This window comes from Streptomyces chrestomyceticus JCM 4735, assembly GCF_003865135.1.
In the GTDB taxonomy this organism is placed as follows: Bacteria; Actinomycetota; Actinomycetes; order Streptomycetales; family Streptomycetaceae; genus Streptomyces; species Streptomyces chrestomyceticus.
The window spans coordinates 1882351-1904347 of sequence record NZ_BHZC01000001.1 but is presented as its reverse complement, the minus strand read 5'-3'; the positions used below and the strand labels follow the sequence as shown (position 1 = coordinate 1904347).

Annotated in this window: 21 protein-coding genes, 1 pseudogene and 1 CRISPR repeat array; of the genes and pseudogenes, 12 read left to right on the top strand and 10 right to left on the bottom strand. The window is 71.8% G+C overall.

Annotation, left to right across the window (positions count from 1 at the left end; all coding sequences use genetic code 11):
- Positions 1–76: 76 nt before the first annotated feature.
- Entirely contained in the window at positions 77–1054 is a 978-nt protein-coding gene (locus EJG53_RS07790; protein WP_125044236.1) for a helix-turn-helix transcriptional regulator, read from the bottom strand.
- Between the two features lie 120 nt (positions 1055–1174).
- Between EJG53_RS07790 and EJG53_RS07785 the strand changes: the two genes are divergently transcribed.
- From EJG53_RS07785 to serC, 5 genes are all read left to right on the top strand, one after another.
- A complete protein-coding gene (locus EJG53_RS07785; RefSeq protein ID WP_125044235.1) occupies positions 1175–1636 on the top strand; it encodes a VOC family protein in 462 nt (153 codons plus the stop codon).
- Between the two features lie 24 nt (positions 1637–1660).
- Positions 1661–1934: direct repeats of the CRISPR family, unit length 27 nt; unit sequence GGGACCACCCCCGCACGCGCGGGGACC.
- A gap of 456 nt (positions 1935–2390) precedes the next feature.
- Complete coding sequence (locus EJG53_RS07780; RefSeq protein WP_125044234.1) at positions 2391–3554, top strand: amidohydrolase family protein; 1164 nt, start codon at positions 2391–2393, stop codon at positions 3552–3554.
- Positions 3554–4243 carry an O-methyltransferase gene (locus EJG53_RS07775; protein WP_125044233.1) on the top strand — a complete coding sequence of 230 codons (690 nt, stop codon included), beginning with the start codon at positions 3554–3556 and terminating at the stop codon, positions 4241–4243. The genes EJG53_RS07780 and EJG53_RS07775 overlap by 1 nt, the downstream gene beginning before the upstream one ends.
- Positions 4244–4290: 47 nt before the next feature.
- Positions 4291–5676, top strand: coding sequence for a glutamate-cysteine ligase family protein (locus EJG53_RS07770; protein ID WP_125044232.1), 1386 nt, complete (start codon positions 4291–4293; stop codon positions 5674–5676).
- A gap of 62 nt (positions 5677–5738) precedes the next feature.
- Complete coding sequence (gene serC / locus EJG53_RS07765) at positions 5739–6893, top strand: 3-phosphoserine/phosphohydroxythreonine transaminase (protein ID WP_125044231.1); 1155 nt, start codon at positions 5739–5741, stop codon at positions 6891–6893.
- Between the two features lie 38 nt (positions 6894–6931).
- Here serC and EJG53_RS07760 read toward each other — a convergent pair whose 3' ends face one another.
- From EJG53_RS07760 to EJG53_RS07750, 3 genes are all read right to left on the bottom strand, one after another.
- Positions 6932–7726: a methyltransferase domain-containing protein gene (locus EJG53_RS07760; RefSeq protein WP_125044230.1), complete on the bottom strand. Its 795-nt coding sequence runs from the start codon at positions 7724–7726 to the stop codon at positions 6932–6934.
- A complete protein-coding gene (locus EJG53_RS07755) occupies positions 7723–9273 on the bottom strand; it encodes a class-II fumarase/aspartase family protein (RefSeq protein WP_244955032.1) in 1551 nt (516 codons plus the stop codon). The genes EJG53_RS07760 and EJG53_RS07755 overlap by 4 nt, the downstream gene beginning before the upstream one ends.
- 251 nt (positions 9274–9524) lie before the next feature.
- Complete coding sequence (locus EJG53_RS07750) at positions 9525–10004, bottom strand: CGNR zinc finger domain-containing protein (protein WP_125044229.1); 480 nt, start codon at positions 10002–10004, stop codon at positions 9525–9527.
- A 106-nt stretch (positions 10005–10110) separates the two neighbouring features.
- Here EJG53_RS07750 and EJG53_RS07745 point away from each other — a divergent pair, with 106 nt between their 5' ends.
- On the top strand, positions 10111–10977 hold the full coding sequence (locus EJG53_RS07745) for an alpha/beta fold hydrolase (protein ID WP_125044228.1): 867 nt from the start codon (positions 10111–10113) through the stop codon (positions 10975–10977).
- 52 nt (positions 10978–11029) lie between these two features.
- On the opposite strand, the gene EJG53_RS07740 is transcribed toward EJG53_RS07745, so the two are convergent.
- On the bottom strand, positions 11030–11431 hold the full coding sequence (locus EJG53_RS07740; RefSeq protein WP_125044227.1) for a winged helix-turn-helix transcriptional regulator: 402 nt from the start codon (positions 11429–11431) through the stop codon (positions 11030–11032).
- A gap of 139 nt (positions 11432–11570) precedes the next feature.
- On the opposite strand from EJG53_RS07740, the gene EJG53_RS07735 reads away from it, so the two are divergent.
- Positions 11571–11981, top strand: coding sequence for a RidA family protein (locus EJG53_RS07735; RefSeq protein ID WP_125044226.1), 411 nt, complete (start codon positions 11571–11573; stop codon positions 11979–11981).
- 15 nt (positions 11982–11996) lie between these two features.
- Here EJG53_RS07735 and EJG53_RS07730 read toward each other — a convergent pair whose 3' ends face one another.
- Complete coding sequence (locus EJG53_RS07730; protein ID WP_125044225.1) at positions 11997–12305, bottom strand: ArsR/SmtB family transcription factor; 309 nt, start codon at positions 12303–12305, stop codon at positions 11997–11999.
- 61 nt (positions 12306–12366) lie between these two features.
- On the opposite strand from EJG53_RS07730, the gene EJG53_RS07725 reads away from it, so the two are divergent.
- A complete protein-coding gene (locus EJG53_RS07725) occupies positions 12367–13377 on the top strand; it encodes a zinc-binding dehydrogenase (protein ID WP_125044224.1) in 1011 nt (336 codons plus the stop codon).
- A gap of 199 nt (positions 13378–13576) precedes the next feature.
- Complete coding sequence (locus tag EJG53_RS07720; protein WP_125044223.1) at positions 13577–14221, top strand: hypothetical protein; 645 nt, start codon at positions 13577–13579, stop codon at positions 14219–14221.
- On the opposite strand, the gene EJG53_RS07715 is transcribed toward EJG53_RS07720, so the two are convergent.
- From EJG53_RS07715 to EJG53_RS07705, 3 genes are read right to left on the bottom strand one after another with little or no spacing between them, the layout of a single operon-like run.
- Complete coding sequence (locus EJG53_RS07715) at positions 14164–15585, bottom strand: MFS transporter (protein ID WP_125044222.1); 1422 nt, start codon at positions 15583–15585, stop codon at positions 14164–14166. The two genes, EJG53_RS07720 and EJG53_RS07715, sit on opposite strands and share 58 nt — an antisense overlap.
- Complete coding sequence (locus tag EJG53_RS07710) at positions 15582–17594, bottom strand: PEP/pyruvate-binding domain-containing protein (protein ID WP_125044221.1); 2013 nt, start codon at positions 17592–17594, stop codon at positions 15582–15584. The genes EJG53_RS07715 and EJG53_RS07710 overlap by 4 nt, the downstream gene beginning before the upstream one ends.
- Positions 17591–19099, bottom strand: a complete 1509-nt coding sequence (locus EJG53_RS07705) for an ATP-grasp domain-containing protein (protein WP_125044220.1) — start codon at positions 19097–19099, stop codon at positions 17591–17593. The genes EJG53_RS07710 and EJG53_RS07705 overlap by 4 nt, the downstream gene beginning before the upstream one ends.
- A gap of 359 nt (positions 19100–19458) precedes the next feature.
- On the opposite strand from EJG53_RS07705, the pseudogene EJG53_RS43590 reads away from it, so the two are divergent.
- From EJG53_RS43590 to EJG53_RS07695, 3 genes and pseudogenes are all read left to right on the top strand, one after another.
- A pseudogene (locus EJG53_RS43590) lies at positions 19459–19893 on the top strand (PAS domain-containing protein); the annotation flags it as partial.
- The gene (locus EJG53_RS07700) at positions 19854–20765 is read left to right on the top strand and encodes a PAS domain S-box protein (protein WP_244955031.1); all 912 of its coding nucleotides are present in this window, start codon (positions 19854–19856) and stop codon (positions 20763–20765) included. The pseudogene EJG53_RS43590 and the gene EJG53_RS07700, both read left to right, overlap by 40 nt.
- 178 nt (positions 20766–20943) lie before the next feature.
- Positions 20944–21540 carry a ribonuclease FAU-1 family protein gene (locus EJG53_RS07695; protein ID WP_125044219.1) on the top strand — a complete coding sequence of 199 codons (597 nt, stop codon included), beginning with the start codon at positions 20944–20946 and terminating at the stop codon, positions 21538–21540.
- Positions 21541–21607: 67 nt separating this feature from the next.
- Here the strand turns inward: EJG53_RS07695 and EJG53_RS07690 are convergent, their stop codons facing one another.
- Positions 21608–21991 (bottom strand): hypothetical protein, encoded by a 384-nt coding sequence (locus tag EJG53_RS07690; RefSeq protein ID WP_125044218.1) that lies wholly within the window; start codon positions 21989–21991, stop codon positions 21608–21610.
- Positions 21992–21997 lie beyond the last annotated feature (6 nt).

The window sequence follows — 21997 nt, the reverse complement described above, 5'->3', positions numbered from 1 at the left end:
CGCGGCCCGGCCGGGTGTGATCACACGAGGGTACGCCGGACAGCACCCAATACCGGGCAAATCGCCAACCCCTCCGTCATGGGCGGGGCGTCGCCCCAGCCGCCAGAAGCCTCTGCGCCAGCACGTGACAGCGCCTTCCGAGCTCCGGAGGGTCGAGCACCTCGAACTCGTGCCCCAGCAGAAGTACGTGCAAGAGCATGGCATCCAGGCTCGCGGCGCCACTGAGCACCTCGCAACGCCCGTCCTCGCGCCCGCGCACCACCGCAGCCGACGCCGGAATCTGCGCACGTACCGTGTCGGCCGGCGCGTGCACGAGGAAGCGCGCCTGGTGCGCATAGACCCGGCTCGCCACGCCCTCCTGCACATACGCTGCCGCGTCAGGCGCCGCGCGCGGGCGGAAGCGCCAGGTCCGGGCGGACACGTCGGTCATCCGGTCGACGCGGAAGGTGCGCCAGTCGTCGCGGTCGAGGTCGTAGGCGAGGAGGTACCAGCGCCGGTCGGAGGCGACCAGACGGTACGGCTCGACCCGCCGCTGCCGCACCTCGCCCTTGGACGCGTAGCCGAACCCGGCCTCGACCTCGTCACGGCAGGCTCTGGCCAGCGTCATGAGCACCCCGGGGTCGACCGGCGCCCGGCCGCCGCCGAAGGACTCCACCGAGCCGGACAGCGCCCGCACCTCGTGCCGCAGCCGGGCAGGCAACACCTGGTCGAGCTTGGTCAGCGCCCGGAGGGCGGCGTCCTCGGCGCCGGTCACCGCACCGTCCGCGCCGGCGAGCAGCGAGACCGCGGTGGCGATCGCCTCCTGATCGTCCAGCAGCAGCGGCGGCAACTCCTGCCCCCGGCCGAGCCGGTAGCCGCCGCCCACCCCCTGCACGGCATGCACCGGATAGCCGAGCGCGCGCAGCCGCTCGACATCCCGCCGCACCGTGCGCGGAGTGACCCCGAGCCGCTCGGCGAGCTCGGGCCCGGTCCAGGACTGACGCTGCTGCAACAGCCCGAGCAGCGTGAGCACCCGCTCCGTCGTCCCCCGCTCGCCACCGCATTCCCCACCCACGCCGCCCGCCCTTCCGCAATAGCGGACCGATCCTGTCCGCCAGAGGTGTCACGGTATCTCCACGGGAACAGCCGCCGAACTCGACGGAAACCGGCCCCCTGCAACGAACGGAGCACCCCGATGAGCCGCCACGTCCAACTCACCTTCGACGCCCACGACCCGCGCGCCCTGTCGTCCTTCTGGCGCGACGCACTGGGCTACGTCCACCCCGGCCCACCCGGAGTCGACCTGCCCGCGGGCGCCGACCCGTTGGCCGCGTGGGAAGACTTCCTGGCGCGGATCGGCGTACCGGAGGACCAGCGCAACACCAGGTCCGCCATCGAGGACCCGGACGGACACGGCCCCCGCCTGTTCTTCCAACAGGTACCAGAGGACAAGACCGCCAAGAACCGCGTCCACCTGGACGTCCGCGCGGCTCCTGGGCTGGAGGGCGAGGAGCGTACGACGGCCTTGGAGGCCGAGTGCGACCGCCTCGTTGCTCTGGGGGCCACGCGGGTACGCCGACATGAGCCGGCTCCTCCGATGAATGCTGGCTTTATCGTGATGGCCGATCCGGAAGGGAATGAGTTCTGTTTGGACTGAGGTGGTTCGGGGGTGGTCGGGGGGTAGGCCACCCCCGCACGCGCGGGGACCGCAAGGCAGCGAAGGCCACCATGCGGTGGGCCTGTGGACGACCCCCGCACACGCGGGGACCGCAACAGCATCCGGTGCGGGCGCGGGCGCGGTCGGGGACCACCCCCGCACGCGCGGGGACCGCAAGGGTGAAGGGAACATCCTCCAGCGGGGCGGCCAGGGACCACCCCCGCACGCGCGGGGACCGCTGGATCGGGCCCCACGCGCCCTTCGAGTTGCGGGGACCACCCCCGCACGCGCGGGGACCACAGGGCGCGACCAGCAGCGTTGCCAGTCGGGCCGCTGGTTTTTCCTTACTTTCGAGTATTCCGGCAAACCTGACATTTGGTCAACTACCCCGCCCGCTCCCGCAGAAAGGCCGTTACCGGTTGCGCTAAACCTACTTGGCTGGGTGACCACGACATCGAACCCCCTCCCGGCCCCGTAGCCCAACCACACCCACGCCCCCCTGCCCCATGCCCGCCTCCCACACGCAAGAGACCAACGGTGCAGAAGTAACGCCAGAACCCCCCTGAGCCCCCATTGCCCGTACGGCGCTCTTCCCTTTCCCCGTGGGGCGGGAACAATGGTCCGGAGTCTCGGACGCGGGGACGACATCCGTACGGGCGTGCCGGCCGGCACTGGCCTGAGTGCGCGTGTGCGGGTCCGCGGGCCGGGTGCGCCGACCGACAGACCTTCCCGGGATCTCCCGAAGGAGTGGTACATGGTCGCTCATCGTGACTACCCCGTCATCGACGCCGACAGCCACATCGTGCTGCCCGACTCCGACGACTGGTGGCGGGGGAGGTTGCCCGAGAAGTATGCCGCCTGGATGCCGTCCTACCGGGACGATCGGCTGACTGCCGAGGGGCGGGTCATCGAACAGCCCTCGTCCACCTTTCATGGCCGGCCGACCCAGGCCGCCTGGTTCGGTGGTTCTCAGGGGGCCACCTACACCCCCGGAAGCTGGAAGTTCGACGATCCGGCCGCCGTGGACGTGCTCGACGCCCTGCGGCGTGGCGGTCTGGATCCGAAGGACCGGCTCGCCGCGATGGAGCGGGAGGGCATCAGCCGCGCCTACATCTTCCCGTCCAAGGTGCTCGGGCTGCTCCCGGCCCTGCGCAGCTCCGCGTTCGCGTACGAGGTGGCCAAGGCGTACAACGACTGGGTGCTGGCCTACTGCGCCGCGGACCGGGACCGGCTGTTCCCGGTTGCCGCGCTGCCGCAGCACGACCTCGTGCTGGCGGTGGACGAGGCGCGACGGGTCCTGGAGCAGGGGGTGCGTACCGTCATCCTGCGGCCCAACACCGTGGCCGGCACCAACGTCGATGATCAGGTGTACGACCTGCTCTGGGAGTTCTGTCAGGAACACGACGTAGCGGTCTGTTTCCACGAGGGGTTCGGGGTCGCCCGTATTCCCCGTATCGGCACCGAACGCACCCACGACACCATGCAGGGCCACCTCGTCAGCCACACCTTCGAGCACATGACGGCGGTCATGCTGCTCATCACCGGCGGCGTTCTGGAGCGCTTTCCCGGAGTGCGGTTCGCCTTCATGGAGAGCGGGGCGGGCTGGGCCCCGTTCTGGCTGAACCGGATGGACGATCACGCCGAGCAGTTCGCCAAGGACCGGCCGCCGCTGCCCGAGCGGCCCAGTACGTACTTCAAGCGGCAGTGTTACCTCGGAGTGGAACCGGAGGATCCGCTGCTGCCCATGCTCATCGAGCAGGGGCTGGCGGAGAACCTGCTGTTCGCGAGCGACTTTCCGCATTTTGACGCCAAGTTCCCCGGGGCTGTTACCGCTCTGGCCGATCGGGAGGACATCGACGAGGCGGCCAAGCGGCGGCTGCTGTGCGACAACGCCCGTCGTTTCTTCGGGATCGACTGATGGGGCCGGTTCCGGCGGACCCGTACATCCGGTTCGCGGCTGTCCTGGCGGGGCTGGAGGAACGATCCCTCAAGGAGCAGCGGGAGCTGGACGCGCTGCGCGCGCAGGGCGGCACCGCCCTGCGCGACCGTGCCGGGTCCTTCATGCTCGATGTCGGGCCGGACGTCGGTCAGTTGCTGAACACCCTGGTCAGGGCGATGTCCGCCCGTACGGTCGTGGAGGTCGGCGGCTCGGTCGGCTACTCCACCCTCTGGCTCGCCGAGGCGGTACGGGCCACCGGCGGACGCCTGTACTCCATCGAGGTCGACCCCGCGAAACAGGCCGAGCAGCGGGACAACGTGACGGAGGCGGGGCTCGCCGACGTCGTCGAGCTGACCGCGCTGGAGGCGCCCGCCCTCGTCCCCACCCTGCCCGGCCCCATCGACCTCGTCCTCCTGGACCACTGGAAGGAGCTGTACGTACGGGACTTCGACGCCTGCTGGCCGGCGCTGCGTCCCGGCGGCCTGGTGCTGGCCGACAACATCCTGGTCCCGAAGAAGAACGCCCAGGTCATCGCCGCGTACCGGCGGCACGTGGGCGGCGTGCCGGACGCGCAGAGCCAGGTGCTGAAGATCGGGGACGGGGTCGAGTTCACCGTAAAGCGTGAAGCGCGGCCCGGCGTTCCGCGAAGGCCCGGTTCCGGGCCCTAGCGTGGCCCCGCCACCGACGTCCCCTCTTCCGACGGAGAGCCTGGAATATGAAGATCGGCATCGAGTCAGAGCTGCCCGTGGTCGACCGTCGGGGGGCCGCGGCCGACCGCCCGGCCGTCCGGGCCGTCTTCGAACGGCTCGCCGCCCGCCCGGACTTCGACCCGTACCACGACGCCACCACCGGCACACTGGTCGGCGCCCGGTCGGTCCGCGACCACGGCACCCTGGACGTGGGCAACGACTACGGCGTCTGCACGGTCGAGGCGGCCCTGCCGCCGGAAGAGGGGTTCGCCGCCGCCAAGGCCGCCTGGCACCGCACGCTCGACGACGTGGTGTTCCCGGCCCTGGCGGCCGAGGGGCTGTCCGCCCTCGCGCACGGCTGCCAGCCGCTGACCGAGACCCTCGGCGGTCCGTACCTGGCCGACAAGGCGCACTACAACCTGTGGCTGGCCCAGGCCGAGCGGTACCCGGGCCACTACGCCAGCGACGCCTGGCCCGGGTTCGCCGCCGTCCAGTTCAACGTCGACGTCCCGCTGCCGAGGGTGATCGACGCCTGCAACACGCTCGTCAAGATGACACCGCTGATCTTCGCGTGGGGCGCCAACTCGGCGGTGTTCGGCGGCCGGGTGCAGCCCTGGTACTCCCTGCGGCTGCGCGGCTACACCGAACTGTCCGAGACCAACCCGTTCTTCGCCCACCGCCTGCACTACCCCCGCCACCTGTACGGCAGCCTGGCGGACTACATGCGCGAGGCGTGGGCGCTGCCGATCTTCGAGATCACCCGGCACGGCGTCCCGCACACCCCGCTGGTGCCCGAGCTGACGACGCGGCAGTTCGCCGAGACGGGCCACGCCGAGTTCGTGGACCCGGACGGCACCAAGCGCATCCTGCACTGCACCACCGCCGACCTGGCGTCCGGCCTGGTCTTCTGCTGGCCGGCGGTACGGGTACGGATGCGGCTGGACGAGTCGTGCACCGTCGCCGAGGCGCTGGAGGCGGTGGCGAGGGACCGGGGCGAGGCGGTGCTCCGGGACGGCGGGCGCGGCACCTTCGTCGAGATCCGCCACCTGCCCACGACGAACCGGGAGGAGACGTTCGCGTGGCTGGCCGTCCTGCTGGGCTGGCTGGGCGACATCGAGGGCTGCCGCGACCTGTTCGGCGGCTGGTCGCTCCAGGACGCCCGTACGGCCGCCGCCGAGGTCCAGACCCGCGGCTGGGCGGCGGAGGTCGCCGGGGTGCCGCTGCCGGAGTGGGGGCGGCGCGCCCTGGACCTGGCGGCCGAGTCGCTGCGCCGCGACCCGGTGGCGCCCGCCGAGGAGCTGGAGCCGCTGGCCCGTCGGCTGCGGGACCGGACGAGCCCGGCGACGGAGGCTGTCGCGCAGGTCCGCTCGGAGGGCATCGAGGCGTTTGTGGAGGGGCTGCGGATGTGTTGAGAGGGTGGCCGGGGCGGCTGGCGCGGACGTGAGGACGTACGGACGACCGGGAGGGCGGCGGGATGGGACGGCGGCAGGCGGCAGGGGACCGGCGGGGCGCGTCCGGCTCGCCGCCGGAGCCCAAGGACGCCCGGGACGCGTACAACTTCTCCGCGGGGCCCGCGACGCTGCCTCGGCCGGTGGCCCGGCGGGTGCGCGAGGAGTTCGCGGCGCACGCGGGCGACGGTGCGTCGATCGTCGAGATCAGCCACAAGCACCCCCGCTTCACCGGCGTGCTCGACAGCACCGTGGCGCTGTACCGGGAGGTGACCGGGCTCCCGGCGGACCACCACGTGCTGTTCGTGCACGGCGGCGCCCGGATGCAGTGCGCCGCCGTGCCGCTCAACCTCATCGGCCGGTCGCCGACCCGCACCGCCGGGTACGTCGTGACCGGCCTGTTCGCCCAGCAGGCGCAGCGCGAGGGGGCCCGGTACGGCACCGCCGTGACCGTCGCCGGGAGCGAGGGCAGCGGCTTCGACCGGATACCGGAGGTGTCCGTACGGGACTGTCCGCCGGACGCCGCCTTCCTCCACCTCACCAGCAACAACACCGTCTACGGCACCCGCTGGAACGATTTTCCGCAGGACTGTCCCGCCCCGCTGGTGGCCGACGCCACCAGCGACATCCTCTCCCGGCGGCTGGACCACGGACGGTTCGGCATCGTCTACGCCGGGTTCCAGAAGAACCTGGGGCCCGCCGGCACGGCTCTCGTGACCGTCCGCGACGACCTGCTCGGCCACGCGCTGCCCGAGACCCCCCGGCTGCTGGACTACGCCGTCCACGCGGCGTCCAAGTCCCTCGACAACACCCCGAATACCTTCGCCGTCTTCGTCCTCTCCCTCACGCTGGAGTGGATACGTGACCAGGGCGGCCTCGCGGCGGTCGAGCGGACGAACCTGGCCAAGGCGCGGCTGCTGTACGAGGAACTGGACCGTACGGCGTTCTACCGCCCCACCGCCCACCCCGCCCACCGCTCCGTCACCAACATCGTCTTCCGCCTCGCCGACGAGTCGCTGACCGGGGAATTCCTGGAACGCGCGCGGGAGGAGGGGCTTCTCGGGCTGGCCGGGCACCGTCTGGTGGGCGGGGTGCGGGCGTCGGTCTACAACGGGATGCCGCTGGAGGGCGTACGGGCGCTGGCGGATTTCCTCCGGGAGTTCGCGCGGGTACGGGGGTGAGGCGGGGCGGCCGCCGCCCCGCTCCACCCCCGTCCGGCTCAGTCTCCCGGCTTGACCACCGTGAACGCGTACCGCCCGAGGCTGAAGAAGTACTGCCCCGCCGCGTCCAGTTCGCGCAGCTCCCGGGCCCAGTCCCTGGTCTCCTCCGGGTCCGCGCGGGGGTGGCCGGCGAGGAACGCCTCGATGAAGCCGACCTGCCAGTAGCTGTAGGCGTCGCGGTGGCACCGCCGGTTGAGGAAGGTCAGCGTGGTCAGGCTCTCCTCGATGAACCCGGCCTCCTGGAGCAGCGGGCCGAGCCGCCGGGGGAGCCGGGGGTCGGCGACATGGTCCTCCCACAGGGTGAGGACGCGCCGCATCCGGGGGCGGTCGTCGGAGTGCCACACCAGGGAGTCCCAGTCGGTGTCGAGGATCACCGCGCGGCCTCCCGGGCGCAGCACCCGGTACAGCTCGGCCAGCGCCCGTTCGATGGCGCCGACGTACTCGTACACCTGTGAGGAGACGGCGGCGTCGAACGACGCGTCGGGGAACGGGATCTCCTCGCAGCGTCCCGCCACCAGGTTCACCCGCGGTCCGGCCGGCGCGCACCGCGCCCGCGCCAGGTCCAGCATCGACGCGCTGATGTCGATACCGCACACCGCGCCGTCCGGGCCGACCGGGTCCACCAGCTCCGAGATCAGGTAGCCGGGGCCGCAGCCGACGTCCAGCACCCGCTGTCCGGGCGTCACGGCGAGCTGCCGGAGCAGGTGCTGCCGCTGTCCGCGCATCTCGGGGGTGTGCGCCTCGATGTCGGCCTCGCAGGCCCGTTCGCCGTCGAAGCGCAGGAGTGCGGTCATGAGGGCACCTCCTCCTCCGTACGAGCCGCCCGGGGTGCTCCGGGGGTCCTGGACGGGGGTGGCCGGAGCCGGGCGCGGGCCACCGCCCGGTCGGTCAGGGCGCCGGCCTCGCCCACGTAGCGGGCCGGATCGAGCAGGTCGTCGAGCGCGGTGGCGGGGATCTGGGACGTGATGTCCACGCACTCGCGTACGCAGGCGCGCAGCGGGCGGCCGTCGCTCTGTGCCTGCTGGCTCACCGCGTAGACGAGGGTGTGCGCGCTCTGCTTGCCGATGCGTTCGCCCAGCGCCAGCATCAGCGCCTCCGTGCACAGGAACTCCGCCACCGAGGCCGCGTTCGCCGCCATCCGCTCGCGGTGCACCTGGAGTCCGGCGAGGACTTCGTTGAGGATCGCCAGCGCCGCCAGCGTGTAGTGCGACACGTCGGCGACGGTGACCCACTCCATCCGCAGGCCCCGCGCGTCGCGCTCGTGCTCCTGCACCATGCCCTCGACGCCGAGCGCGGCGGCGGAGCGGGCCAGTCGGGCCAGCAGGACGACCTGTTCGGAGCGTTCGGGATTGCGCTTGTGGGGCATGGTGCTGCTGCCCACCCGCCCGTACTCCCAGCCCTCGGACAGTTCGCCGACCTCGGCGCGCGAGAGGACCCGGATCTCCTCGGCGATCCGGGCCAGCGTCCCCGTCAGCAGGGCCAGGGTGGTCCCGTACTCCGCCACCCGGTCCCGCGCGACGTGCCAGCCGACGACGGGCTCCCCGAGGCCGAGGCGGGCGGCGAAGTCGCTGAGCAGTTCCTGCCCGCGCCCCTGGAACCCGGCCATGGTGCCGACACCGCCGTGCAACTGGGCCACCAGGGCCCGTTCGCGCAACTGGGCCAGCCGCTCGCCGTGCCGCCCCAGTTCGTCGAGCCAGCTCGCCACCTTGAGGCCGAAGGTGATCGGCAGCGCGGGCTGGGCATGGGTGCGGCCCACCATCAGGGAGTCGCGATGGGCCCCGGCCAGCGCGATCAGACGCGTCGTCATGGTGGCCAGTTCCCGGTCCGCCTCGTCGAGCACGTCCCGCATCTCCAGGGACTGCGCGGTGTCCTGGATGTCCTGGGTGGTGGCTCCCAGGTGCACCGTTTCCCCCGAGTCCGCCTCGCACGCCGCCGCCAGGCCGCGCAGCAGCGGTACGAGGGAGTGGCCCGTACGGCGGAACTCGGGCGCCAGGGAGGCCAGGTCGATCCGTCCCGGCTCGCAGGCGCGCGCCACCTGGGCCGCCGTCCCGGGCGCGAGCATGCCGAGCTGTTCCTGACTGGCCGCCAGGGCCGCCTCCACCCGGAGCCATCGTTGCAGCCGACATCGGTCGCAGAAGATCCGGCGGCTGGTGGCCGTGGCGTACCCCTGCCCGTGGAAGAGGGAATCCAGTACGTGTCCCCGCTCGTGCCCGCACTCCGCCGCCGTGCGGCCGCCGTCGCTCCCGAACGCCGGTGGCGGGGGCGCGGGCGCGGCGGGGCCGTGGGGGAGGCCGTCCCCGTACGGGGCGGATGCCTGCTGGTGCCTGCGAGAAATAGCCATGAATCCTCGCATTCAGTGAGTTGCTTCTAGGTCACTTCGGTCATCCCGGCAGAACTCGCCTCATGGCACCACACGGGGGAGTCGGGGCCAATAGGGTGCGCGGGGCTGTTCGGGGACGGCCGGTAAGCCGCACCCAGCGGGAAGGCTCCCCGCTCCTGGCAGTAGGTGCCCAGTGCGCTGCCGTGCCCGTCGCGCCGGCGGCGGGTGCCGGGACGCGAGCCGCGGATTCCGTGTCCGGGATCCTGGGACGGTCAGCGGTTGCGTTCGTAGTGGCGACGTGCTTTCTCGCGGTTGCCGCAGACCGCCATCGAACACCAGCGGGCGCGGTTGGCGCGGCTGCGGTCGAGCAGGAACAGCCGGCACTCGTCGTTGGCGCAGGGGCGCAGCCGGCCGGGCAGTTGCTTCTCTGTGTCGGCCCAGGCGAGGACCGTCTCGACGGCCAGCCGGGCGTGCGGGGGAGTCCTGAGGGCCCACCGGAGGCCGTCCGGAGTGGCCTCCGGGGTCCGGTGGACCCCTTCGAGCAGCGGACCCAAGGCGGCGGGCGAGCTTTCCCCGCGCACGACGGCCTGGAGGACGTCCCGCGCCTCGCGCAGCAGCGCGAGTTCCGCGAGGCTGCCTTCGCCGCCGTGCTCCCGCGCCCATCGCCGGCCTTCGGCCGGGTCGCCGAGAGCGTCCTGTTCCTCGCCGTCGACCCGTGGCCTGCTGTTGAGCAGGTCCAGTAGCGCGTCCATCGGATGCCGCCCTTCTTCTAACCGGATTGGATCGGTTGACAGGTTAGAGCGCCCCATGCTTGTGTGGCGAACACCTAACCGCATCGGGCACCCAAAGGGGTTAGATATGCGTTCAGTACGCCACCGGACCGCCACCGTCGACGGACATGAGATCTTCTACCGCGAGGCCGGCCCCGCCGACGCCCCCGTGATCGTCCTGCTGCACGGTTACCCGACCAGCTCGTTCATGTTCCGCGAACTCATCCCGCTGCTGGCCGACAGCTACCACGTCATCGCGCCGGACCACCTCGGCTTCGGCCACTCGGCCGCCCCCCATGTGGACGAGTTCACCTACACCTTCGACGCCCTCGCCGAACTCACCTCCGGCCTGCTCGAACAGCTCGGCCTGGACCGCTACGCCCTCTACGTCCAGGACTACGGCGCCCCCATCGGATGGCGCCTCGCCCTCCGGCACCCCGAACGGATCTCCGCCCTCGTCACGCAGAACGGCAACGGCTACGAGGACGGCTTCGTCGAGTCGTTCTGGACCGACGTCTGGGCCTACGGGGTGAACCCCGGCCCTGCCACCGAACCCGCCGTCCGCGCCGCGCTCGGCCTCGACGCCATCCGCTGGCAGTACGTGCACGGCGTGCCCGACCCGAGCCTGGTCAGCCCGGACACCTGGGAGCACGACTTCGCCCTCGTCTCCCGCGAGGGCAACGACGAGATCCAGCTCGCGTTGTTCCGCGACTACCGGAACAACCGCCCCCTCTACCCGCGGCTGCACGAATTCCTGCGCACCAGCGAGGTCCCGGTGCTCGCCGTGTGGGGCCGCAACGACGAGATCTTCGGCCCGGACGGCGCGCGGGCCTTCGCCCGCGACGCCAAGGACGCGGAGGTGCACCTGATCGACGGCGGCCACTTCCTGCTGGAGAGCCATCTGGAGGTCGTGGCCGGTTACCTGCGCGGGTTCCTCGGGCGGGTGCTGGGGTGACCGGGGGACAGGGCGCGGGTCGGAGGGGAGGGCCGCTGCGGGGCGAAGGTGCTCAGGAGTGGTCGGGGCGGCGGGGACGGAGGCTGTCCTCCTCCTGTTCGTCGAAGGCGCGACGGGCGCGCTCGATGGCGGACAGGTGCGCGTCGGCCCAGGCCAGCAGAACGTCCACCGGGTGGCGCAGGGTCTTGCCGAGCGGGGTGATCCGGTAGGTGACCGCCACCGGGCGGGTCGCGGTCACCTCGCGTTCGACCACGCCGTTGCGTTCCAGCCGGCGCAGGGTCGCCGTCAGGGACTTCTGCGTGACGGCGGGGATGGCCCGGCGCAACTCGTTGAAACGGCACGGGTGTTCGCACAGCCGGTCGAGTACGGCGAGCGACCACTTGTCCAGCACCTGGTCGAGGAGTTCGCGGTGCGGGGCGTCGATGCGCAGCCCGGAGGGGTCGGCGGTATCCACGGCGAAACCTGGTCTCGTTGAAGTTACTTCGGGGCGCTAAGTATCTTCCGGATACCGGGTCGGGGCGTCCAGGGGAACGTCCCGTCGGCGACTCCCCGCCGTCCGGCCGCCCCGCCGTCCGCGAACAGGAGAATTCACCGTGACCGTCCGCCGCTTCACTCCACCGGGCATGCTCCAGCCCACCCCGTACCACCACGTCGCCGTCGGCACCGGCACCCGGCACGTCCACGTCAGCGGGCAGATCGCCCGTCGGGCCGACGGCACGCCGGTGGCGCCCGGAGACCTGGCCGGGCAGGTCGCCCAGGCGCTGCGCAACACCGCCGTCGGCCTGGCCGGCGCCGGGGCCTCGTTCGCGGACGTGCTCCGGCTGACGTTCTACGTGACCCGCTGGCACCCCGGACTGATCGACGCGTTCATGGCAGGGGTGGAGGCCGTCGCCGGAGAGGTCGGGCTGCCGCTGCCGATGCCCCCGGCCTCGCTCATCGGCGTCGAGTACCTCTTCGAGCCGGATGTCCGGGTGGAGGTCGAGGCGACCGCGCTGCTCGACTGACCCGCCGGCCCGGACCTAGAACACGTCGCGCAGCGTCTCCAGGAGGCGGGCGATGTTCGCCTCGTCGCGGCGGTAGTAGGTCCACTTGCCCCGCCGGGTGGCGACGACCAGACCCGCTTGCCGCAGGGTCGCGAGGTATTGCGAGGTGGTCGACTGTCCCAGGCCCGCACGCTGCTGGATGTCGGTCACGCAGACGCCGATCTCTACGTCGTCGGGCTCCTGGCCGGGGAAACTCATCGGATCCTTGAGCCATACCAGCATCTGGCGGCGGGCCGGATTGGACAGGGCCCGGAACACCGACAGCAACTCCGCCTCCGAGAACACCCGGAGATCGTAACGCACGCACACATTGACGTTTCGCGATATGTGAATCTATCGTCGCGCCATGCCGACTTCGATGCGTGTGATGGAACTCGTCCGCTTCGGTGCCGCGGAGACCGCGTTCGCCGCCCGGGAGCTGCCCAGACCTACCCCCGGACCCGGCCAGGTGCTGGTGCGCGTGCTGGCCACGTCCGTGAACCCGCTCGACCTGCAGACCCGGCGCGGCGACTACCGCGACCAGGTGGCGCTGCCCGCGGTGATCGGCAACGACGTGTCCGGCGTGGTGGCCGGGACCGGCCCCGGGGCGGACGACTTCCGGCCGGGCGACGAGGTCTGGTACCTGGCGCCGATCTTCGCCGGACCGGGAACCTACGCCGAGTACCACGTGGTCGACCAGGCCCTGGTCGCCCGCAAGCCCGCCCGCCTGTCGCACGTCGAGGCCGCCGGTCTCGCGCTCGTCGGCGTGACGGCGTGGGAGGCGCTGGTAGAACGCGCCGGGCTGCGGGCCGGGGAACGGGTCCTGGTGCACGGCGGAGCGGGCGGGGTCGGCTCGGCCGCCGTCCAGGTCGCCGCCGCGCTGGGAGCCGAGGTGGTGACCACCGCGCGGGCCAGGGACCACGAGTTCGTCACCGGACTGGGAGCCGGCCACGCGGTCGACTTCTCGGCCGGGGACTACGTGCCGCAGGTCCGCGCGCTGGGCGGAGTGGACGTCGTGCTGGACACGGTGGGCGGGGACACCCTCGCCCGCAGTCCGGAGGTGCTCAAGGGCCGGGGCCGCGTGGTGTCCATCGTGGACACCCCCGAACCGCAGAACCTGCTCGCCGCGTGGGGCGTGAACGCGACCTACCACTTCCTCTTCGTCAGCCCCGGCCGGGCGAAGCTCGCGGCCCTCGGCCACCTGGTCGACCAGGGCGAACTCCGACCGGTGATCGGCGCCGTGCTGCCGCTGGACGACCTCGCCCAGGCGCACACACTGCTGGAAGGCGGCGCCGGCGAGGGCCGCAGACGCCCACGAGGCAAGATCGCCCTCGCCGTACACCCCCTGGACGAGCTGCCCGGCGGGACAACGCGGTGAGGAGGGAGCCGACATGCTCGGTGGCGTGCCGGCGAGTGGCGTGTGCTGTTCAGGGGTATGGCGGGAAGCAGCGATGACGGGGGAGCGGGTCTCCTTCGGGGGCGCGAGGGGCCGTAGGGGTGCTTCGTGCGTCTGCCTGTCACGCACCTGACGGGGGGCGCGTCCGAGTGGCGCGTCGAAGAGAGAGGCGCCGAACGCCATGCAGACAACCTCCTTCCGTGGCTTCTTCCGTATCGGTCTCGTGGCGTCGGCCGCCGCGGTGGCATCGGTCGTGCTGGGTACCGCGGCGAGCGCGGCCGTGCCGGCGGACGTGGCGCACGGCGTTCCGGCCGGAGCGCGGACACCTTCGGCCCGCGGCTGTGCCGTCGTCTACTTCGATCTGGGCGAGACCCTGGTGCACACGGCCGCGGACTCCGGCATCAGCTACCTGCCGGGTGCGGCCGCGTACCTGCGTACGTTGCGGGAGCGGCACATCAAGGTCGGGCTGATCACCAACGTGCCGTCCTCGTGGGGCAAGACGGACGCCGAGCGCGCCGCCGCCCTGAAGAAGGAGGTCGACGGCGCGTGGAAGGGGCCCGTCCCGTTCGCCTGGGCGGACTTCGGCGACCGGATTCTCACTCCGCGCACCGAGGCGGAGCGTAAGCCGGCGCCGGTCCTCTGGAAGCGCGCCAAGGCCGCGGCGCACGGCTGCCGCCTCGTCTACGAGGGGGAGACCGCCAAGGAGACATACGTGGCGGCTTCGCTCGGTTACGTGGCCTATCAGGTCGGACGGCCGTACCGTCCCGCCTACTTCCCGGCCCGGGTGGTCGAGTGGCTGGCGTACGGCTCCCGCGGGCGCGCCTGAACAGGTGCGTGTGCGCCCGCGTCCGTACGGGAGCCCGGCTCCTCTGCCGCCTCGGAAACCGGCCGCTCCGCCGCATCCCCCTCCGCACCGCGCCGCGCCCGCACGCTCCGCAGCACCAGTTGGAAGGCGCCGAGCAGCACCGCGGTCGCCAGGGCGCTGTGCCAGAGCAGGGCGTCCAGGTGGCCTGCGGAGAGGTAGGCGCCCACGGCGACGGCCGCCAGCGCGCACACCGCGCGGTCCACGATCGACTCGACCGACAGCAGCGTCGCCCGTGGGGCGCCGGCAGGTACGGCATCGTTGACCAGCTTGCGCTGGATCGGGTAGGCGAAGCCGGCCGCGGCGGCGAACACGCAGAGCAGGGCGACGGCCGTCCAGGGCCCGCCGAGGGTGATGCCCGCCAGGGTGCCCGCGAGGACGAGGCTGAGGACGGAGACCCAGGCCACCGGTGTCAGGCGGCGGCCCAGCCACTGGGGGCGTGCCGAGCCCACGGCCTCCGCCACCGTCATGGCGGCGAGTACGCCGCCGTGCGCGGACTCGCCGATGCCGTGGTCGAGCAGGATCGGCTGGAAGAGGTTGACCTGGCAGATCCTGGACAGGGTGAACACGGCCACGCCCTGCACCATGACCAGCGCCAGCCACGGCGAGGAGACGACGCAGCGCAGCGCCGCCTTCGCGTCACCCAGCGAGGTGCCGCGCCCGCCCCGTGGCGCCCGGGGCTTTCCGGACCGGCCCGCCGAGGCCGTACCGCGAGCCTGCGTTGCCGTCCGGGGCAGGGCGATGACGCAGATCAGCGAACCCGCCGCGCTCAGGGCGCTCAGGAGGTACGGGGCCGGGTGGACGAGCACCATCAGCGGCCCGACCAGGGGCCAGCACAGGATCTTCGCGGCGAGTCCGAGGGCCCGGGCGGTCCCCTCCGCCTTGAGGTAGTGCTCCTCGCACCGCTCGGCGCGCAGCCCGTCGTACAGGTACGCGCTGGCCGCACCCGAGGTGAGCGAGCGGCCGGCGGCGATGGCGAGGAAGTGGACGAGGAAGCCGGAGTACGAGGAACTGACCACCGGGGCGAGATTCGCGGCCGTCATCACGACGGCGCCGGCCCGCAGGCAGTTGCGGGTGCCGATCCGGTCGGCGATCAGCCCGGTCGGGATCTCGAAGAGGCAGAAGGCCACGTAGTAGATGCTCTGGATACCGAAGATCTGCCCGTCGGAGAGACCGGCGTCCTTCTGGTAGGCGTAGAACACCGGCATCCACCACAGCAGGTTGAACAGGAGCTGGAAGCCGTAGTTGAGCCGGACGATACGACGGGCGGTGCCGGTCAGGGGCGTGGCCGCGGGCCGCGCCGCGGAGCGCGGGAGGCGGGGGCTCACAGCGCGTAGGGGCGGATCTGGACCAGGCGGAAGTCGCCCTGGTCGGTCAGCAGCCACTCGATGTCCAGGGGGTCGTCCACCTCGGGGGCGCTGAAGTGGGACTGCAGCAGCCGGCCGGTCAGGGACAGGTCGGCGAGCCGGGCCCGGGTGGCGGCGGGCAGGCCCTCGCTCCAGGAACCGAGGGCGACGGTGCGCCCGCCGCCCTCGACGGTGTTGTAGAGGTACTGCTGCGGAAGTACCTCGCCCTCGACGACCTGCTCGGGCGAGCCCGGCGAACAGTTGAGGTAGACGTTGCGGAAGTCCTCGCGCCGGGTGGGGTCGCAGGTCACCAGGACGCCGCCGAGCGCGGCGGGGACGTACTCCTGGATGATCACGCCCATGTAGGTGTCGTCCAGGGATATGCCCACCTGGTGGCGCAGCCGCACACTGCGCGGCGAGAGCAGGGAGGCCCACACCTGCCGTACGGCGTCGAGGAGTTCGCCGGTGCCGCGGACGGTGGTGACGGAGTCGTAGACACCCGCCGCGGAGAAGCCCGGCAGGTCCTCGGCGTTGGAGGAGGAGCGCACCACGAGACGGCCGCCCGCGGCGAGCGGGGCGGGGAAGGACCGGGTGATCTCCCCGGCGACGGCGTCGGGCATCGCGGTCTGCCGGATCAGGCGCTGGATCTGCAGGCAGAGCGGGTCGAGGACGTCCATGGCGTCGAGTTCGAGCGCCATCTTCAGCTTGCCGATGCCCTGCTGGAGCGCGGGGGAGGAGGTGAGGAAACGGTGCAGGAGGGAGAACGGCAGGGCCACACCCTCGGGGGCCGCGACGGTGCCGGCCACGAAGGAGGCCGCGGCCGCGCGGAGTTCGGTGGCGGAGGGCGCGTCCAGGCCGAGCCGGGCCGCGAGGTGTCCGTACAGGTTCTTACGGGGCGGACGGGGCTGGCCGTAGAACGCGGTGAGGTCGGCCGTGCGGCTGTCGAGCACGTGGTGCAGCTCGCCGAGGTTGGCCGCCTTGGTGCCGTAGCGGTCCCGGTCGGCGCTGCGCAGCCGGTGCAGGGAGAGTACGGGCGCGTCCTCCAGCAGCGGCGGTTCCAGACGGATGCGCTGCTGGTGCCAGGCCGGGGCCCGCAGCTCGGGGGCCTGCTCCAGCCGCTCCAGGGTGATCTCGTCCTCGCTGACCCGGTAGCGGACCCAGGCCCCGTCCAAACCGTCCTTCCGGACGAGCTGGTCCAGATCGCGGACGATCGCGTTGGGGATGCCCCAACCGGAGGCGAGGACATTGGTGTGGGACAGCGGGGTGATGGGCGCGGTGTTGATGAACCCGGCCACCCGCTGCACGCCGTCCGGCAGGCAGGGCATGGCGACGATGTCCGACCAGCCGAGCCCGCCGGCCGCCGCCTCGTACTCCGCCACGGTCTCGAAGCAGCGCAGCCGGCCGGTCGCTTCTCCGGCGTTGAGCGGCACGCGGACCCGGGAGCCGAAGAGTTCGTGACCGAGGATGCGCGGTACGCGCTGCTCACTGACCGAGGCCAGTGCCTCCTCCTGGACGTGGTTGGCGGGCTTGAGCAGGAGCGGAAGCCTGCCGTCGACGCGCTCCCGTACGAAGGCGTAGAAGAACTCCAGCAACTCCCCGTGCATGGTGTCGGCCTCGGTCGTCTCCAGCACGAGGAAGGTACGCTCGCGGCCCTCCCGGTCCTCGTCGGTGTGCAGGGACAGCACCCCGAGGAGGAAGCGGCGTTCGGGGTCCATGTAGACGGACGCGTTGAACTCGTCCAGCCGGGCGTCGAGTTCGTCGAGACTCATGCCGAGGACGCGGGTGGCGATGTAGTTCACGTGGAACGGGTGGGCGGCCGTGTCGAGGAGGTGCCAGGTGGCCTCGGTACGGTCGACCACGACCTTGAGGTACGGGTGGCCTGCCAGGACCCCGGACAGCGTACGGAACAGCGGCAGGGAGAGGTTCTCGCCGATGACCGTGCGGTCGGTCGCGGGGTCCGCGACGCTGACGGGGAGTGAAGTGGTGGTCATACGGCGACTCCCTCGGACGGTGCGGCCGGGCGGACGCGGGGGCGGGCGGGGGATACGGACGCTGACGGTGTGGTCACGTTCCGGGACCGGGCGGCCGGGGGTCCGGACCGCGGCGCGGCGGGTACGGCGGATTCCGGTCGCCGCGCGGCGGGTACGGCGGGCGGCAGTACCTCGGGCAGCGCGTCCACCAGCGTCGTGAAGTCGCGCAGTACGGTGCGCGCGTCGGGGGCGGAGAGCAGGCACAGGGCCGCCATCGTGTTGGCGCCGCCGGCGGGGTCGTAGACCGGCACGGTACTGCCGTCGGGCAGGGAACTCTCCGGTACCACCGAGAGCGTGCTGCCCTCGCTCAGCGCGACGGCCTCCCGCACCACGGGGAAGTCCCACCGCCTGCGGTCCCGCCAGGCCGCGCCGCGGCCGTCCACCGCGAGGACGACGAGGGAACCCGCGGCGCCCCGTGCCTGCTCCGGGCCGAGGACCCGCTCGGGCCAGGCGACCGGACGGCCCAGCAGGTGGTCCACGAGCATGCCGACGACATCGAGCCCGAAGACCTCCTCGATCTGCGGGACGGTCATCGCGCCGCCGAACCGGGCGGCCGTCTCGATCAGCCACATGCGCCCGTCGGCGCCGAGCTTGATCTCCGTGTGGGTGCCGCAGTCGCGCAGGCCGAGGGCGTCGACGGCCTCCCGGGCGAGGGCGACGACGCGGTCCTGGAGGTCCGCGGGCAGCGACGCGGGGGTGATACCGGCGCGCTCGGTGAACGGCTGCACCGTCGGCATCCGGCCGCTGACGCAGACCGGCCGGAAGACACCGCCGGTCACCACGCCCTCGACGCTGACGTAGTCGCCCCAGCCGGGCTCGTCGAACCAGCCCGCGGTGTCGCCGGTCACGATCTCCTCGACCACGAAGTGCCCCGCCGCCTCGGCCACATGGAGCTCGGCGAAGCCCAGCCGGGCGGACTGCGCCATGGTCTCGCGCGAGCGCCGCCAGGCGGCGTCGGCCTCCTGCGGGGAGGCGATGATCTGGTGGGCGGTGGAGCCCGCGCTCCAGGCTGCCTTGAGCAGCAGGGGAGCGGTCAGGGTGGCGACGGCCTCGTGGAGGTCCGCCTCCGTGGCGACGGGACGGAACGCGGGCTGCGGCAGGCCGTGCCGGTGCCAGGTGTGCCGCATCATCCGCTTGTCCCGGGCGAGCGCGGCGGCGTCTCCCGCACCGGCGAGACCGAGCGCCTCACACGCCTCGGCGACGGCCACGACCGCGTACTCGGAGAAGGTGAGAACCGCGTCCGCGCCGACGGCTCCGGCCCGCGCCACGATCAACGAGACCAGGTCGGCCCGCTCCGCGTCGGTGGGCAGCACGACCGAGGCACACAGCCGCTCCGCGGACGCGGCGACCGACGGCGGAAGCGCGCTGAGCGCCAGCAGGTGCACGTCCGCCCGCGCGGCTGCCCGGGACAGGACGTGGCCGAGCGGCGGACCGCCCTTGGCGTGCACCAACAGCACCGTGCTCACGGAAATTCGTCTCCTATCGCTTGTCACTTGCCTGTTCGCTCGCCCGTCCGGGGCGTCGGGCCGTGGCCTGGCCCCCTGCCCGTCAACCGTGACGCAACCCGCGTAGAACACGGCGGGTAACCGGCGACATACACAAGGGAAACAGAAGGCGGGTGCCGGAAGTGCCGCCGGAGGCGGGCGCCAATCAGGCAAATGCCAAAGTCCTGGACATCGTTGGAGTGGGGACGAAGGTTATGGATCACCTATGGCACGCCGCCCCGGCGACGTGCTCACGCTTCGCAGTCGGCCGATAACGGAGCATGGCCGGACTCCGTACGGGATAGGCATCGCCATGTCACTTCCCGCCACCCGGTGGGGACATGGACGGAAAGGCCGTCGTGGACGATCCCGGTCTCAGAGCACTGCTGGAGCGCCTCCCCGTGTCCTGGTGGGAGGCCGACGAGCAGGGGCGCGTCAAGGAGTGGGGCGGCGGGGCCTTCGCCGACCTGCCCACCGCGCAGCGCTTCCTGGACCGCGCGCGCCAAGAGCTGTCCGATCAGGGAGACGCCCTCCAAGACGGCCACCCCCTGGTCCAGTTCGACGGCCGGAAATTCGCGGTGAGCTGGCCCCAGGACGGGAGCCGGGGCTGGACGCGCGGGGTGGCGATGGAGGCTGGTCCGCAGCCCGCGGGCGGCCGGCCGTACGCCGCTTTCGCGGACTTCGCCGACTTCGCGCCGGCCGCGGCCTTCCTCCGCGACCGCGACGGCCGCTACTTATGGGCCAACCACGCCTACGCGCATCTCTACGGCACCACACCGGAGCGGATCGTCGGCAGCCGTATCGAGGACTTCGACACCCCTCCGACGCCGCCCAGTTCCGGGCCCTGGACCAGGAAATCCTCAGCCGCGGCAAGCCGGTCCGCCACCACCTGCGCTATCACCGTTCGGACGGCAGCACCGGGCAGGCGGCCGGCCACCGCTTCCCGGTCCAGGAGAACGGCCGGACCTGCGTGGCCGGGATCTATGTCGACATCACCGACCACGTCCGCGCGACGAGCCAGCGCCAGGAGGCCGAGGAGAAGCTGCGGGCGCTGCGGGACTACAGCGGTCTGCCCTGCGCGCTGCTCTCGGTCGGCGGCCGTATCGAACAGGCGGGTACGGCCGCCGCCGAACTGTTCCGGACGCGGCTGTCCGACCTCGTCGGCCGCCGTGCGCACACCCTGCTCGCCGCCACACCCGACCTCCGCCCCCTGCGTCGCACGTGGGAAGGGCTGATAACCCGCCGTATCAGGCGGGCGGAGACCTCCGCCGTCCTCCTGGACACCGAGGGGCGCCAGCGCCGCGCGCAGCTCCACCTGTCCACGGTGAGCGGGCCCGTCGGCCGGGTCGCGCACGTGTGGGCCGTCGTCACCGACCAGAGCATCGCCCACGAGGCCCACCCGCCGCTCACCGCCGCGCAGATCCGCATACTGTCCCTCCTGGCCGGCGGCAGCACCAACGCCGAGATCGCCACCTCGCTGAAGCTCTCCCGCCAGGCGGTCGACTACCACCTCAGCCGCCTCCGCGACCTGCTGGGCGCGGAGACCAGACCCGCCCTCATAGCCCGTGCCTACGTCCTGGGCATCCTCGCCCCCCGAGCCTGGCCGCCACGCCCGGCCGCGACCCGCGACCCGCTCGGCTCACGCTGAGACGCGCGGGCCGCGTCCGTGGCCGGGGCCTGCCGTCGGGAGGCAGCGAGGCGGTTGCGTAAATGCCGTAAACGACGCCGCCATACACGTGGACCGCCCACTGTACGGGCATTATGAGGGTCTGTCGCCCTTCGCCAGCGGCCGCCGGCGTGCCGTGCTGGCGCGGTAGATTGCAGCCATGAGCCAATTCTTTCGTCCGGGTCAAATAATCGAGCGCCGTGAGTTACTGGACGGCCGGACATGGATTGTCTATCCCGTGCGGGTGGTCGAGGACGGTCCGGAGCTGCTGGCGGTTTTCCTTGCGCAGGGAACTCCCCTCACCTTCGGGACCGGTAATTTCCGCTGGGGGCTGCATCCGTGGATACATTTCGAGCATTCCTGGCAGTCCCCCGGGGTATTGCAGCTCCAGCGCCCCGGTGACGGCTACGCCGTGTGGCTGTTCTGGAAGGGGCGGGAATTCTCCGGCTGGTACATCAATTTCCAAGAACCCATGCGGCGCCACGCGACAGGTTTCGACACCCTGGACCAGGAGCTCGACATATGGATCCCCGGCGATGGCAGCCCCTACCGGTGGAAGGACGTCGAGCAGTTCGAGGAACGGGAGCGGACCGGCGGCTTCCGGCCGGGTGAGGCGGCTTCCGTACGGGCCGAGGCGCGGCAGGTCGTGAAAATGATCGAGACCGGTTCCGTGTGGTGGGACGAGAAGTGGGCCCACTGGTCGCCTCCGGCCGACTGGCCGGTCCCGGATGCCGTACCGCTGAGCACCCACTCCTGAGACGCAGGGCATCATCGTTTCGCTTCTTCACCTGGAAAGTGCCTCCGACGGTGACGGGAAGCGGAGTTCAGGGCTGCGCCTTGCAGGCCGCGCGAGCCGCGCCGACCACGGCGACTGCATCCTTGAAGGAGATGTCGAGCTTCTTCTCGGTCTCCCGGGTGACATCGATGGCACTGCCGATGGCCCCGCCCACACCACCGTTGCCGTCGGCGGCGCAGATCGCGTTCCCTTGCCTGACGAGTTCCTCGTCGCTGACCTCGGATGGCTTGTTCTTGGTGTTCTCAAGGATATTCAAGAAGATCTTTTTCCTGGCACCGATCAGTTCCTTGGTGCTGGGGGTGCTGGTAGATACATGGTCCGATGGGCCGGGCTCGCCATCCGTCGGGCCGCAGGCGGTCACGATGGTCATTCCCATGATCGCGACACCAAAGGTGACAAATTTTTTCGTCATTTGATC